This window comes from Streptacidiphilus sp. EB103A (assembly GCF_041261405.1).
In the GTDB taxonomy this organism is placed as follows: Bacteria; Actinomycetota; Actinomycetes; order Streptomycetales; family Streptomycetaceae; genus Streptacidiphilus.
In genome coordinates, this window is sequence record NZ_JBGCAQ010000035.1 from 1 (window position 1) to 12,254 (window position 12,254).

Genomic DNA, 12,254 nt, shown 5'->3' on the forward strand with positions numbered 1-12,254 from the left:
GTTGGGGGGGGGGGGGGGGGGGGCCGGGGGGGCGGGGGGGGGGGGGGGGGGGGGGGGGGGGGGGGGGCCCGGGGGGGGGCCCCCCCCGGGGGGAGGGTCAGCGGTGGCCGAGCCGCTCCAGGGCGCGGGCGATGGGGACCAGGTTCAGCGGCCCGTACAGGCCGCTGCGCTTCAGGGGGCCGTTCATCTCGCGGCGGGCGATGTTGTAGCTGTAGACGCGGGCCTCGGCGTTGAAGCGCCGGATGAGGATGGTCGCGATGCGCAGCAGCTCGTCCTCGTTGGGGATGTTCGCGAAGCCGGGCTCGCTGGTCAGCATCAGCCACCGGCGGCCCGGGCCCAGGGGGTTCTTGCCGTACTCCAGCTCGTTCGGCACGAAGCCCCAGTCCTTCTCAAAGCGCTCCCAGTAGGCCTCGACGGCCGCGACCGGGTGGGTGGCGTACGGCTCGCGGACGATGTGCGCGCCGGGGACGTCGAGCATCCAGGTGATCCGCTGCGGCTTGTCGCCCAGCGAGGAGGTGTCCTCCAGGACCTGCCGGTCGGCGGTCACCGTCCACACCTCGGGCTCGGTCCACTCGCCGCCGTCCAGCGCCGGGCGCTCCTTGGGCCACACCCCGGCGACCACGGCGGTGGCCGTGCCGTCGCCGTTGTCGCGCAGCCAGGTGTAGGCCAGGACGTTCTCGAAGGCCTCGCCCGGGTGCCAGGCCGTCGGCATGTCGGCGAACGCGTCCTTGGGGAACAGCAGCAACACCCCAGCCATCCCGGCCCGGTGGACCCCGGTGCCGTACGTCTCGTTGACGGCCCGCTCGATGTTGCGGCGAAGGCTGCGCTTCATGGGCTGCTCCTGACCTGGAGGCGGTGGGCGATCACCGCCCCGATGACTCATACTCTATATCAAAGAGTGCTAATTCTGCAAGTAGAGTTCCACGGCGATCGGGCACGGAGAAGGCGGCCGCCCGGCCGGGGTCGGAACCGGGGGCCGGCCGCGGTGCCGGGCCCGCGTGATGCGGCGGCCCGCTCGCCCGGCTCGGTGCGGGATTGGTGCGGGCCGGGGCCGGTCCGGCCCGGCCGGAGGCCCTGCGCCCGCCCGCCGCGACCGGCACAACCCCCTGGCGGGTGCGTCACCGCTGCGTCGGTGGGGCGCGTCGCTCGGTGCGTCGCGGCCCTGACCTGGGCGGACGCCGGGTGTGGCGGAGTCGGCGGCCGCGTCCCACCCGGGCCGACGCACCCCGCGTCTCAGCCTGCTGCTGTCCGGTGGCGCGGTGGGCGGCCCGGCGAGGGCACGGCGGCCGCCGTTGTCGGGCAGTGTCGGATCGTGGGGTGCCGATGTTGACGTCGATTAGAAAAACATGTAGATTAATACTTGTTGGAACGACCGGAACAGCACGAGGAGCAGCCATGATCGACACCACCGTTTTGGACGCGATGCTGGCCGCTGTTCCCCGGTGCGATCTGCAGGACACCGACTGCGAGGGCGACGCCTACGAGTACGGCGTCCACCCCACGGGCGTGGAGCTGGGCAACGAGGAGGGCTGGCTCAGCCTCTGGTACTGCTCCAACTGCGCGCAGAAGGCGGCTTGGGACGCCTGAGCCCCACCGGGGTCCGGCCGGGCCGCCGCCCCTGCCCCTGCCAGGTCAGGCCTCGCTTGCTGCGCCCCCGTCCTGACCGCCGGGGGCCTTCGCATGCCGGGGCCATCTGCTGCTCCGCACCACAGGCCGGCGCACCGCCGGTCCGCGTCACGTCGTCCGGTGCCGGTTCCCGGCGGGCGGCCCGCGACCTCGGCTGCGCCGTTCTTCGCGCAGGAGGACGGGAGAGTCGGTGAAACGCCGGGCCGCTCGCCGGCGGGCCGGTACGGTCGCCGACAGGGAAACCCGTCCGACGGGGCGGACCGGGCGCACGGCGTGACGCGTTGGACCCGAGACATCAGCCGGTAGTGACGGCGTACGGAGGAAGCATGCTCGAGATCTCGAACGGTGGCCTCGCCGCGGAGATGAAGATCGAGTACAGGGACGGAAGCACGCACTGGGTCGGCGTTCCCTGGGTGCTCCGGAGTCTGGAGGAAGCCCAGAGGGCGTTCGCCCGCAAAGGCAATGCGATCTGGACCGACGACCACCACAACGGCCAGTCCAACGCCGACATGATCCGCGTGGTGGCCTACCGCGGGATGTATCACGGGAATCAGCGGAGCTACCTCGCCAAGCCGCAGATCTGCCAGGGGTTCCGGCACCGCGAACTGGCTCCAGAGGAGCTTTGGCGGATCTCCCTGCTTGTCCGGGACTGCGACACGGCGGAGGTCTTCGAGCAGGCCGTTGACGCTGTGGCGTTCGTGTACCGCGTCATCGGCGACGACGAGATGGCTGCCCACTGGGCAGCGGAGTACCTCAGGTTGAAGCCCCCGGAGATCGAGGTGACCGAGCGCGCCCAAGCCGTGCTGGCGGAGCTCAACCCGGAACCGGCGTTCGATCTGTAGCCCGTGCGTCCGGGTATCCGGACTGTGCCGGCGCAGGTGAGCACGTCAAGCCGACGGGTTACGGCAGCGCCCGAAGTGCCGGAGCCCGCGAATCGGCGGACGGCGCGCGGGAGACTGCCGCCACGCGCCCGGCGGCGGCCGAGCCGCGGTGCTGTCGGTGTCCCCGGCGGCTCCCCGCTGCTCCTCCTACGGCGCGTCCTGGGACCAGGGGGCGGGCAGGCGGGGGCGTCGGTAAGGATCGTGTCCAGGCGTTCCCGCCGCACGCGCACAGGGTGCGCGGTCGGCGGCTTCCCGAAGGCATCGCGCAGCTCGTCGGTGCCCATCTCGTCCAGATCGGGCGGCACGGCCCGGTAGCCGGCGACCTGCCAGGTCCTCCCGTCCTGGACCCGGACGCGCAGCGGCTCGCCGTGGACCTCGGGGGTCGCGCCGGCGGTGCGCACCGTGCCGTCGGCGACGGGGACCGCGGCTCCGGGGGCCAGGTCCTCCCTGTTCGCCTCGGTCCTCCGGGGGCGGCGACGGGCGCACAGCGCCCGGGTGTGCCGGTGCCCCCCGGGCCCGGCTCGCGGTGAGCCGGGCCCGGGGGTCACGCGGTGAGGGCGGTCGGGGTGGTCGTGTGCAGGGCGGTGGGGGCGGGCAGGGCACCGAGGTGGACGGTGAAGCCCTCGGCGTCGGCGGTGCGGAGCACCTCGGCGGTGGTGTCCGGGCCGGCGTCGGGGCCGGTCGTCGCGTTGATCATGTCCAGGAGGTCCAGCGGGGCGGCGAGGGCGTCGTCCTCGACGGCGAAGGCGCGGCGGTCCAGGAACCGGGTGCTGTCGTAGGACCGGTAGTCGAAGTCCTGGACGCAGATCACGCAGATCGTGTCTTCCAGGTCCAGGTAGCGGCGGAAGTGGACGTCGGGGTTGTAGCGGTGGTCGTCGGTCAGGTCAAGGCTCAAGGGCGGTTCCTCCGGTAGGGGTGGGTGCGGTGCGGGGGTGGTCCCGGCCGGGGCGGCGGCCGGGACCGGTGGGGGTCAGTGCATGGGGGACAGGCGCGCGGAGACGATGCGGCCGTAGGAGTAGGGGGTCCAGGGGCCGCAGGGCGTGTAGCCGAGGTCGAACAGGACGCGCACGGCCTCGTCCAGGGTGGCGGCGGGGTAGTCGCCGACCGGTCCGCTGATGCCGCCGCGTACGTCGCGGATGACGGTGACCTCCCTGGCGTCGGCGTCGAAGGCGGCGTTGTAGGTCGCGTCCTGCTGGGTGTTCGTGCTCACGGGGCATCTCCTGGCCTGGCGAGTGTGGCGGGGATGACCGCCTTCCGATAAGTCATACTCTATATTGAAAAGTGCTAACTGTGCAAGCAGATGGGCGGGGTGGTCCCCGGGGCGATGTGCTTCCGCACGCCGGCCCGCCGGCTGCTGCTGCCCGTACCCGCCGGCGGCGCCCGGGCCGGCACCCGTCGGCGTCGAAGGCGTCGTACGGCCCGGCGCGGGTCGGTGCGAGGGGGCGCGGCTGCCGGCGGCATCGCTGCTCGGCCGGCCCGGTGCGACCCCCGTGGTGCTCCTGGCCGAGGGCCGGGCGGCCCGCGCGGTCTACGCCGGCGCGGGGTCGAATCGGATGTCGAGGGGGCCGGGCAGGTCGTAGTGGTCGGCGATGGCCCGCACGACGGCGGCCTCGGTGGAGATGTGGGCCGGCAGCGGGATGTCCCGGCCGGTGTGGTCGCTGGCCTGGTAGCAGGCGTAGGTGACCCCGACGCGCAGTTCGAAGGCGCAGGTACCGGTGTAGCTGGTGAAGGCGACGGCGCGGTTCAGCGATCCGAGCGGGCCCGGGCGGGTGACGCGGGCGGTGACCGGCTGCCGCGGGCGGGGCGGGGCGGTCCCGGAGGCGGAGCAGGTGCCGGTGCGCACCTCGGTGAAGCCGGCGGCCTTCAGCCGCTCCGCCCAGTCCGCGATGGTCCGGTCGTGGGCCGCGCGGGCGGCGCCGCCCCGGCGCGGGCAGCGCAGGTGGTCGTCGAACACGACCAGGACGCCGTCGGGCCGTTCACCGTGGAAGGTGACCTCGTAGGAGCCGGGCGCGCCGGCCATCGCCCGCCACCCCGTGGCCATGGGGTGGCGCCGGCCGGGGCCGGGAGGGTCGGGCAGGGGGCTGGTGGCGTCGGTGGGGGCGGGGTGCAAGCGGTACCTCCGGAGGTGGGGGCGGGGAAGGGGGCGGGCCGGGGCCGGCCGGTCGCGTTCGCGGTGCCGGACCCGGGTGCGGCGGGGACGCCTACAGGAGTCCGAGGGTGGGCCACAGCAATAGGACGCCGACCTCCAGCAGGCCGTCGCGGTGGTGCCCGCGCAGCGCGGGGTCCTCCCGGAGGTGGCGCTCGTCCAGGCGCAGCAGCATGTCGGTGCGCAGCTCGCCGCCGGGCCGCGAGTGGGGGTCCACGATCGTGCCCAGCAGGCCGTGCAGCGGGTAGGCGACGCGGTCCCCGGCCGCGGCCTGCTCGATCAGGGCCCGGCGCAGGCGGGTCCTGGCGCGGGTGAACGGGGTGAGCGCCGCGGACAGCTCCCGGTAGCGGGCCAGCTGCCCGGCGTCGCCCTCGAACACGGCCGCCTCCGCCCGGCCCAGTTCCTGCCACCGTTCGGCGAAGTCGGCGACGGCGGCCGCGCGCCCCCCGGTGGCGAGCAGGTCGACGGGCTCGGCCCACACGCGGGCGACCGCGGCGTCGGTCAGGAGTGCGATCTCGATTCCCTCGACCCGGAAGACCCGGCGCACGGTGCCGGAGGCGCCGTTCGGGCCGGCGGCCGCGCGCCCGGTCCAGGGGGAGCCGGGGACCGGTTCGGCGGCGGGGGTGAGGGGCTCGGCGTCGCAGGTCGCGCCCTGCTGGGTGTTCGTGCTCACGGGGGCATCTCCTGGCCTGGCAGCTGTGGCGGGGACGACCGCCTTCCAATAAGTCATACTCTATATGTGAATGTGCTAATTATGCAAGTAGATGGGTAAGGTGGCCCATGGTGATGAGCTCCCGGACGCCGGTCCGCGGGCCACTGCCCGTACCCGCCGGCGGTGCGCGGGTCAGCTGCCGTCGGGCAGGTCGTCGCCGAAGACGTCGTCCAGTTCGGCGTTGGTCAGCGCGAACCCGCAGTAGGAGTGGCCGCTGGGGGCGTCGCGGTGGTCGGGGTCGGGGGTGAGCCGGCCTTCGCGCCACCGCTCGGCGGCGTTCCGGGCCAGGCCCACAGGTCGGCGTCCAGGCCGGCGGCGCTCTGCTCGCCGAAGGAGGCCAGGACGCCGGCGTCGGGCCCAAGGCCCCGGCGGCGGTGGGTCTCGCGGGCGGCGGCGATCGCTTCGGCGACGGTCTCGGTGTGCAGCGGGGCGCCGCGCAGCCAGCCGGACAGGTACAGCGCTGCGGCGGGGACGTCGGGGTCGGTCACGGCGGTCGGGCTCCTCGGGTGGTCGTTGGTGTTCCGGTCTCATCTCAGCGCGGCCCGGGGTGTCCGGCGCGGACCTGGCCGGCGGTGACGCCGTCCAGGGCGACCTGCGGGGCGGCGCGGCGGGCCAGGGCCAGGGCGGTGGGCAGGTCGAACAGGTGCTGCTCCCACCAGGCGCCGTCGTCGTGGGGTGGTTCGCGCTGCCAGTGCCCGTCGGCGTCCAGGTGGGTGCGCAGGTGGACCACGGTCCACTGGTCCGCGGCGAGTTCCTCGACGGTGATCTCGTACAGGCCCGCGTCGCTGTGGCCCGCCGGCAGCACGCCGGCGGTGTAGCGCGAGGGACGGACGGCGGGGGCGTTCGGGTCGAGGGGGCTGATCTCGACCAGGGCCCGGACCTCCTCGCCGGCCGCCAGGGCCCGCTCGTGGGCGACGGGCTGACCGGCCAGCCAGCACGCGGCCTCCACGGCGTGCAAGTGGGCGCGGGCCGTGGCCCCAAGGGCGCGGGCACCGCGGTCCAGGACCGGCTGCAGCAGGCCGGCCAGGTCCTGCACCAACGCGTCCGGATCGCTCGCAAGGTCGGCCCGCAAGCGGCCGGCCTCGTCCAGCAGCAGGTCCCGCAGGTCGCGCCGCAGCGCCTCGGGGGTGGTCGTCATCGGGGCCTCCTGGTGGCGGGGTGCGCGGCGGCGCGGGCGGGAAGGGAGGTGCGGCCAGTGCCTGCCGACGGGGCCGGTGCGGCACGGGCGGAGCCGCGCGGGGCGGTTCGCCGACCGCCCCGGCTCTGAGCGCGCCCACGGTCTCCGGCGGCGCGGTCACGGCGCGAGGGTGTCCGGCGCCCCGAGGACGAGTTCCATGCGCTCGATCCGGGGGTCGTCCTCCGACAGGCTCCACCGGGCGCACGTCCCGTCCGCCAGTGCGAGTTCGACGAACGCGGTGGGGCAGGGGACGGTCGGGTCGGCCGTGGCCGTGGTCTGGTTCGGCATGGATTCCTCCGGGGTCTGTCATCGGTGAGGGTGGTGGGCTCGGTGTTCGGGTGCTGCACCCGGTCCGATCGCGGGGCGCGATCAGGCGGCTTCGCGGATGAGCCGCTCGGCGCTCTCGGCGCCGTACTGGGCGAGGATGTAGGGGATCTGGGCGTCCAGGCCGCCGTTGTTGACCGCGGCCGCCTGCCTGCCGGCTTCCCCGTACAGGCCCTCGTAGAGTTCCTCCTCGCCCTCGCCGTCGTCGCCCTGGTCCTCCTCCTCCGCTTCCGCTTCCTCTCCCTCGCTGTCGCCCTGGTCCTCGTCGGCGGTGCCGGGGTTGTTGCACCTTTCGGAGGCGTAGCGGGCGGCCGCGTCGTGGACGGCCTCGTCGAGGTCGGTCGGGTCGACTCCCAGGAGTTCGGCCAGCGCCAGCAGGCGAGCGGTGTCCGCGGTCTGCTGTTCGGCCGCGGGGAGGTGGGCTTCGATGTCGATCACGGTGTTCTCCCGGTGGTGTGGCGGGGGTGTCGGATGGTCGTGGCGAGGGGGGCCGGCTGCCCGGGGTCGGCCGGCGGTGGTCACTCCTGCGTCGGTGCCGGGTACCGGGCCCGCAGGGGAAGGACGCACAGCAGGGTCACCGGGCCGTGCTGCTCACCTGTGAGCAGCCAGTGGACGTCGACCCCGGCGGTCTCGGCGACAAGCGCGAGGTCCAGGGAGCTGGGCCGACGGCGGCCGGCCTTGATCTCCTCCAGCCGCCAGGCGTGCCGGGCCGGCAGCGGGCACCGGCCGGCGGCGGCCAGGTCCGCGACTCGCGCGGCGCAGGGGGACAGGCCGGCGGTGGGTTCGGGTCGGTCATCGGGGTTCGCGGTGGTCGGGTCGATGCGGTCCTCCCGGTTCGGCTTCGTCGGTGGTCGTGTTCGGAGTGGTGATCCACCGGGTGAGGGCGGCGGTGTAGGCGTGCTGGGCGGCGGCGTGGGCGCGCTGGGCGGCTTCGGCCTCGCGGCGCAGCCGCTGGGCCCGCTCGTGCAGGGGGACCAGGTGCGGGGCGTGCTCGTGCAGCGGGTCCCGCAGCCAGTGCGCCATGGTCGAGGCGAGCTTGGCCGGGGTCCGCTTGATCCGCCCGTGCAGGCAGATGTCGAGGAACGCGCGCACGGCCGCCTCGGTGCTCAGGTCGACGCCGGTGCGCACCGGGTCGGTGGCGTGCGGCCCGGCGGAGGCCGGGGTGTTCTCGGTGGTCATAGGGGACCTTTCCGGAGGTGGTGGGCGCGCCCGGCGAGCGGGCCGGTCAGCGCCAGGGCTCGCCCAGGGCCCCGGACTCGACACCGGCGTGGGCCATGGCCTCGGCGTCGCTCCAGGTGGCGGCCGTGAAGGTGCCGCTCCACCGGCCCTCGGTGTCGGTGTAGGCCCAGGGGCGGTCTACGAGGTCGACGCGGGCGGCCTCGCCCGCGATGACGCCGGCGACCTGGAGCTCGGGCCGCGAGCCGCTGCGGTTGATGATCCCGAACACGGTGAACGTCCCCTGCGGGGTCGGCAGTGAGGCGGGGTCCGCGGCGCCGCAGTAGACGCAGAAGCGTCCCGGGTCGAGCGCGACGGGCTTGGCCATGTGGCCGCCGCCCGGGTTGCGCGGGCATTCCTGCTCGGCGTAGGGGCTGGTCAATGGGGTGCTGCTCATGACGGGTGGCTCCGATCTGGAAGGGCTGGTCGCGATGGCGGGCCGCTCGGCAGGGGGACGTGCCGGGACGGGCGTCAGGCGGCGGGTGCGGTGGGCAGGTAGCGCAGCGGCGAGATCCAGATGCCCGCGGGCGCGGTGCACTCCGCGTCGATCCAGGCGTTGAACCGGGGCGCGGTCATGCGGTTCTGGAGCTCGTCCATGAGCCAGCCGCGCACGACGGCGAGCTCCGCGGTCATCGGGGCGGCGTTGGTGGCCATCCAGCTCTCGGCCAGGCGCCTGCCGGTCAGGCGGGCGATGGAGGCGCGGGCGAGGTCCTGGGACCGGTCGGCCCGCTCGCGCAGCGCGCGCTGCTCCTGGGCGACGGCGAACGCGGCGAATGGGTCCTGCGGGGTATCGGTGGTCACGCCGGGCCTCCCGGGGGCGGGTTGGTGGGGAACAGCGCCCGCGCTCTGCGGGGCAGGTGCGGGGCCGGTCAGCGGCGGTCGAGGTGGATGGCGTGGGCGCTGGGGGTGCCGATGTGGCGGTGGCCGCCGGTGGCGACGTGGACGGCGGCGGGGCGGCGGTGGGTGGAGTTGCCGTGGGTGGCCAGCAGCGGGGCGGTGAGGGTGGCCACCGCGGTGCGGGTGGGGCCGCCGGTCCAGGTGACGGTGATCTCGTAGCGGGCCAGGCCCTTGGCGTCGCGGCGTCCGCAGCGCACGGAGAACTTCGTCGCGGGGAAGGCGGTGCGCAGCAGGCGGCGCAGGTGCAGGGCGGTGTCGCGGGTGGAGAGCCAGATACCGGCCTCCATCCGCTCCTCCTCACCGAGCACCGGGACCACCGAGGTGTGGCGGACGTGGTGGGGTCCCGCGGTGCCGTCGGCGGCGATCAGGGCGTAGCGGTTGGCAGGGAAGCCGAGCAGGACGCGGGCGGTGCAGCCCGTGCAGCTGCACGGGCGGACCTTCCAGGCGCCGTGCGCCTGCGCCTGGGAGCCGCGGTACTCGACCTCGGTGCCCGGGTTCAGGCGCATCGCGAGGTAGGCGGGGGCGGTGACGTCCGCGCGGGTGATCATGGTGTCGCTCATGGGGTGGCCTCCCGGCATTCTGACGGGTCAGCTCCCCCGTTCCATGACTCATACTCTATATGCAAAGGTGCTAATTCTGCAAGTACGCGGAGAGGGTTCCCGCCCCGGGACCCGCACCGCCGCCCGCCCGTGCCGTCCCGGACCGCCGCGGCGCCGCGCTGCTCCCTGCGACCGGGCCCGGGCCGCGGTCCCCTGGGGGCCGCGGCCCGGTGCGGTGGCGGGGTGTCAGCCGTTGATGCTGACGGGCGCGATCACGTACTGGTAGCCGGGCGCCTCGGGGGAGGAGAGCACGAACGGCTTGCGTGCCGTGGCCAGGTCCAGTCGGGTGGTCGCGGTGCCCAGCGACTTCAGGCCCTCGATCAGGTGGGCCGGGTTGAGCCCGAGCACCTGGTCGAAGGACCCGGTCACGGCGGTGGCGTCGATCTCGTGGGCCACCTGCCCCTCGTCGAGGTTGCCGGCGCGGAACGTCGCGGCGCTGTCGGTGAACGTCACGCGGACGGGGGTGCTGCGCAGGGCCGCGGTGGCGGCGATCTCGGTGGCCTTGCGCGCGGCCGCGGTGTCCAGCTCGTAGCTCGCGGTGAACTCGCTGGGGACCAGGGTGTTCCAGGCGAAGTACGCGTGGGGCAGCGGGCGGACGGTGATCAGCGTGCCGCCGGCCTCGAAGACGGCGAGCTGCAGGCCCTGGGGGTCCGGGTCCAGGGAGAGGGTGACGCTGTCCTGCGTGCGCAGGTGGCGGGCGAGGTTCTCCAGGACGCGGGAGGGCAGCAGCGTGCGGACCTCGGCGGGGTTCTCGACGGCGACCGGGACGCGGCTCACCGCCAGGCGCTGATTGTCGCAGGCGACCACGGTCAGGGCGTCGGCGTCCAGTTCGCACCACGCCCCGGTCATGGCCGGCTTGGTGTCGTCGCGTCCGGCGACGGCGCGGGCCCGGGCGGCCAGGGTGAACAGGTCGGCCCCGGACAGGGCGAACCGGGGGGCGTCGGCCCGCGGAACCGGCAGGTCGGGGTAGTCCTCCACGGGCAGGGTGACCACGGTGGCCCGGGTGCGGCCCTGGCGGATGACGACGTGGGGGCCCTCGAAGAGCAGCGTGGCGGCCCGCTTGGGGTCCAGCGGCTTGAGCATGTCCTGCAGGGCGCGTCCGGGCACGAGCCGCACCCCTTCGCCGCTGGTGGCGGCGTCGAGGCGGCTGGTGCAGCCGACCTCGTAGTCGAAGCTCTCCAGGACCAGGCGGTCGGCCCCGATGCGGAGCATGATGCCGGCCATCACCGGGACCGGGGTCCGGGTGGGCAGCGCCCAGACGTTGCGCTTCAGCGCGGCCAGCAGGTCGGACAGCGGCACGGTGGCGCTCGGCTCGCCGGCGCCCTGCGGCAGGACGGCGGCGGTGGCGGTACGGGTCAATGGGACCTCCGGGGGTCGGGGAACAGGGGAGGGGCGGCCGGCGGCGCGGGCGCGCCCGCGCCGCGGGTAGGGGACGGCGGTGCGGGCGAAGGTCAGCTCTCGCGCAGCGGGAACAACTGGTGGGGGTCCATCAGGAGCTCGCCCTGCCCCAGGTAGCCGGCCAGGGTGCCGGGGTGGCCCAGCGGCTCGGTGACCAGCGGGCCAAGGCCCTTGCCGCGCAGGGCGTCGGTGCCCAGCGCCCAGTACGGGCGCAGGTACATCTCACCCACCGCCAACTGGTGGGTGCGGCCGCTGCCCAGGCGCAGCGGGTGCGCCGGGCCGGTGTCGGGGATCCGGCTGGCGCCGACGAACGAGACCAGCCCCGGGCCGGCGGACTGCACGAACATCCAGGCCGGCGCCCGGACCGTGTACGGGTCCAGCAGCAGTGCGGCGACGGAGGCTTGGGTGGGACGGTGACTCAAGGGCGGGTCCTCTCGTTGCTGCTGCTCCCCGGCGGCGGGGGTGCCGCCGGGGGTGGATGACCGGTGACCGGCCGCGCAGGGCCCGGCTGCCCGTGCCCGGCTGCCCGGGGCGGGCGCCCGGTCGCGGTGCTGTCTGTCAGTGGTGGTCGGCCGGTGCCAGGGGGCCGCGGTCCAGCTTGAGGAACCAGCGGGTGACGTTGGGCGCGGTCCAGCGGGCCGGGGGCCGGCCGTCCTCGCGCAGGGTGACCTGGACGCCGTCCGCGGTGCTGCGGACCGCGACGACGTGGGAGATGGACCAGTTGCCGCCGGCGACGCCGTCGTGCATCAGCCGGTCGCCCGGGCCGATCGGGGCGCGCAGGGTGCCGCCGGTGTAGCGGGTGTACTCGACCAGCACCTCGGGTGTGCCCGGCGGCACGGTCATCGCCCGCTCGGTCAGCGAGGTGACCAGGTGCTCGCGGATCAGGGGGTACAGCTTCTCGTCCGGGGCACGGTCCGGGTACAGGGCCGCCAGCGACTGGCGCAGCCCGTCGCTGCTCAGCGAGGGCGGGTACCCGCGCCGGTCGGCGCGGGCGAGGACGGCGTCGGCGTGCTCGCGGGCCAGCTCGCCCAGGTGCCGCGGCGCGGCCGGGTCCGCCGCCTCGATTCCCCGGCACACCGCGCACGACAGGCCGGCGTCCGTCCTGCGCGCCGGGTCCAGCTGGTGGTAGGGGTGCACGATCTCGTAGCGGCCCGCGCCGCAGGCCAGGTCGATCAGGAATCCGGTGTGCGCGTTGAAGAGCCCCTCGTGGACGGCTCCGCTGTGGTCGGTGACGTTGTGGCGTTCGATGGAGGTCTCCTTGTCAGCTGAGGCGCTGCCC

At 74.7% G+C, this 12,254-nt stretch carries 18 protein-coding genes; 2 read left to right on the top strand and 16 right to left on the bottom strand.

The window, feature by feature from the left end:
• Nucleotides 1-97: 97 nt before the first annotated feature.
• Nucleotides 98-832: a hypothetical protein gene (locus ABH941_RS38560; protein ID WP_370135886.1), complete on the bottom strand. Its 735-nt coding sequence runs from the start codon at nt 830-832 to the stop codon at nt 98-100.
• Nucleotides 833-1,395: 563 nt separating this feature from the next.
• Here ABH941_RS38560 and ABH941_RS38565 point away from each other — a divergent pair.
• Entirely contained in the window at nt 1,396-1,587 is a 192-nt protein-coding gene (locus ABH941_RS38565; protein WP_370135888.1) for a hypothetical protein, read from the top strand.
• A 365-nt stretch (nt 1,588-1,952) separates the two neighbouring features.
• Complete coding sequence (locus tag ABH941_RS38570) at nt 1,953-2,468, top strand: hypothetical protein (RefSeq protein ID WP_370135891.1); 516 nt, start codon at nt 1,953-1,955, stop codon at nt 2,466-2,468.
• Between the two features lie 583 nt (nt 2,469-3,051).
• Here ABH941_RS38570 and ABH941_RS38575 read toward each other — a convergent pair.
• The 15 genes from ABH941_RS38575 to ABH941_RS38645 all read right to left on the bottom strand — a co-directional run bounded on the left by ABH941_RS38575 (nt 3,052) and on the right by ABH941_RS38645 (nt 12,112).
• Nucleotides 3,052-3,402 (bottom strand): hypothetical protein, encoded by a 351-nt coding sequence (locus ABH941_RS38575; protein WP_370135893.1) that lies wholly within the window; start codon nt 3,400-3,402, stop codon nt 3,052-3,054.
• 75 nt (nt 3,403-3,477) lie between these two features.
• A complete protein-coding gene (locus ABH941_RS38580) occupies nt 3,478-3,717 on the bottom strand; it encodes a hypothetical protein (RefSeq protein ID WP_370135896.1) in 240 nt (79 codons plus the stop codon).
• A gap of 318 nt (nt 3,718-4,035) precedes the next feature.
• Nucleotides 4,036-4,617 (bottom strand): hypothetical protein, encoded by a 582-nt coding sequence (locus tag ABH941_RS38585; protein WP_370135899.1) that lies wholly within the window; start codon nt 4,615-4,617, stop codon nt 4,036-4,038.
• Nucleotides 4,618-4,708: 91 nt separating this feature from the next.
• On the bottom strand, nt 4,709-5,326 hold the full coding sequence (locus ABH941_RS38590; RefSeq protein ID WP_370135901.1) for a hypothetical protein: 618 nt from the start codon (nt 5,324-5,326) through the stop codon (nt 4,709-4,711).
• 224 nt (nt 5,327-5,550) lie between these two features.
• Nucleotides 5,551-5,853, bottom strand: a complete 303-nt coding sequence (locus ABH941_RS38595; protein ID WP_370135904.1) for a hypothetical protein — start codon at nt 5,851-5,853, stop codon at nt 5,551-5,553.
• Nucleotides 5,854-5,897: 44 nt separating this feature from the next.
• Complete coding sequence (locus tag ABH941_RS38600) at nt 5,898-6,503, bottom strand: hypothetical protein (RefSeq protein WP_370135906.1); 606 nt, start codon at nt 6,501-6,503, stop codon at nt 5,898-5,900.
• Nucleotides 6,504-6,659: 156 nt separating this feature from the next.
• A complete protein-coding gene (locus ABH941_RS38605) occupies nt 6,660-6,830 on the bottom strand; it encodes a hypothetical protein (RefSeq protein WP_370135907.1) in 171 nt (56 codons plus the stop codon).
• 81 nt (nt 6,831-6,911) lie between these two features.
• Nucleotides 6,912-7,304: a hypothetical protein gene (locus ABH941_RS38610; protein ID WP_370135909.1), complete on the bottom strand. Its 393-nt coding sequence runs from the start codon at nt 7,302-7,304 to the stop codon at nt 6,912-6,914.
• A 354-nt stretch (nt 7,305-7,658) separates the two neighbouring features.
• A complete protein-coding gene (locus ABH941_RS38615) occupies nt 7,659-8,045 on the bottom strand; it encodes a hypothetical protein (protein WP_370135912.1) in 387 nt (128 codons plus the stop codon).
• A 46-nt stretch (nt 8,046-8,091) separates the two neighbouring features.
• Nucleotides 8,092-8,478, bottom strand: a complete 387-nt coding sequence (locus ABH941_RS38620) for a hypothetical protein (protein ID WP_370135915.1) — start codon at nt 8,476-8,478, stop codon at nt 8,092-8,094.
• Between the two features lie 74 nt (nt 8,479-8,552).
• Nucleotides 8,553-8,882 carry a hypothetical protein gene (locus ABH941_RS38625; RefSeq protein WP_370135918.1) on the bottom strand — a complete coding sequence of 110 codons (330 nt, stop codon included), beginning with the start codon at nt 8,880-8,882 and terminating at the stop codon, nt 8,553-8,555.
• A 68-nt stretch (nt 8,883-8,950) separates the two neighbouring features.
• On the bottom strand, nt 8,951-9,538 hold the full coding sequence (locus ABH941_RS38630; protein WP_370135920.1) for an LPD29 domain-containing protein: 588 nt from the start codon (nt 9,536-9,538) through the stop codon (nt 8,951-8,953).
• 225 nt (nt 9,539-9,763) lie between these two features.
• The gene (gene dnaN, locus ABH941_RS38635; RefSeq protein WP_370135922.1) at nt 9,764-10,936 is read right to left on the bottom strand and encodes a DNA polymerase III subunit beta; all 1,173 of its coding nucleotides are present in this window, start codon (nt 10,934-10,936) and stop codon (nt 9,764-9,766) included.
• A gap of 92 nt (nt 10,937-11,028) precedes the next feature.
• Nucleotides 11,029-11,397 carry a hypothetical protein gene (locus ABH941_RS38640; protein WP_370135925.1) on the bottom strand — a complete coding sequence of 123 codons (369 nt, stop codon included), beginning with the start codon at nt 11,395-11,397 and terminating at the stop codon, nt 11,029-11,031.
• Between the two features lie 136 nt (nt 11,398-11,533).
• Nucleotides 11,534-12,112 (bottom strand): hypothetical protein, encoded by a 579-nt coding sequence (locus ABH941_RS38645; protein WP_370135928.1) that lies wholly within the window; start codon nt 12,110-12,112, stop codon nt 11,534-11,536.
• Nucleotides 12,113-12,254: the final 142 nt, after the last annotated feature.

Excerpts from the sequence above, each read along its gene's own strand:
- ABH941_RS38615 (WP_370135912.1), bottom strand. The coding sequence starts at position 8,045 with ATGACCACCGAGAACACCCCGGCCTCCGCCGGGCCGCACGCCACCGAC.
- ABH941_RS38570 (WP_370135891.1), top strand. The coding sequence starts at position 1,953 with ATGCTCGAGATCTCGAACGGTGGCCTCGCCGCGGAGATGAAGATCGAG.
- ABH941_RS38600 (WP_370135906.1), bottom strand. The coding sequence starts at position 6,503 with ATGACGACCACCCCCGAGGCGCTGCGGCGCGACCTGCGGGACCTGCTG.
- ABH941_RS38560 (WP_370135886.1), bottom strand. The coding sequence starts at position 832 with ATGAAGCGCAGCCTTCGCCGCAACATCGAGCGGGCCGTCAACGAGACG.
- ABH941_RS38620 (WP_370135915.1), bottom strand. The coding sequence starts at position 8,478 with ATGAGCAGCACCCCATTGACCAGCCCCTACGCCGAGCAGGAATGCCCG.
- ABH941_RS38565 (WP_370135888.1), top strand. The coding sequence starts at position 1,396 with ATGATCGACACCACCGTTTTGGACGCGATGCTGGCCGCTGTTCCCCGG.
- ABH941_RS38630 (WP_370135920.1), bottom strand. The coding sequence starts at position 9,538 with ATGAGCGACACCATGATCACCCGCGCGGACGTCACCGCCCCCGCCTAC.
- ABH941_RS38605 (WP_370135907.1), bottom strand. The coding sequence starts at position 6,830 with ATGCCGAACCAGACCACGGCCACGGCCGACCCGACCGTCCCCTGCCCC.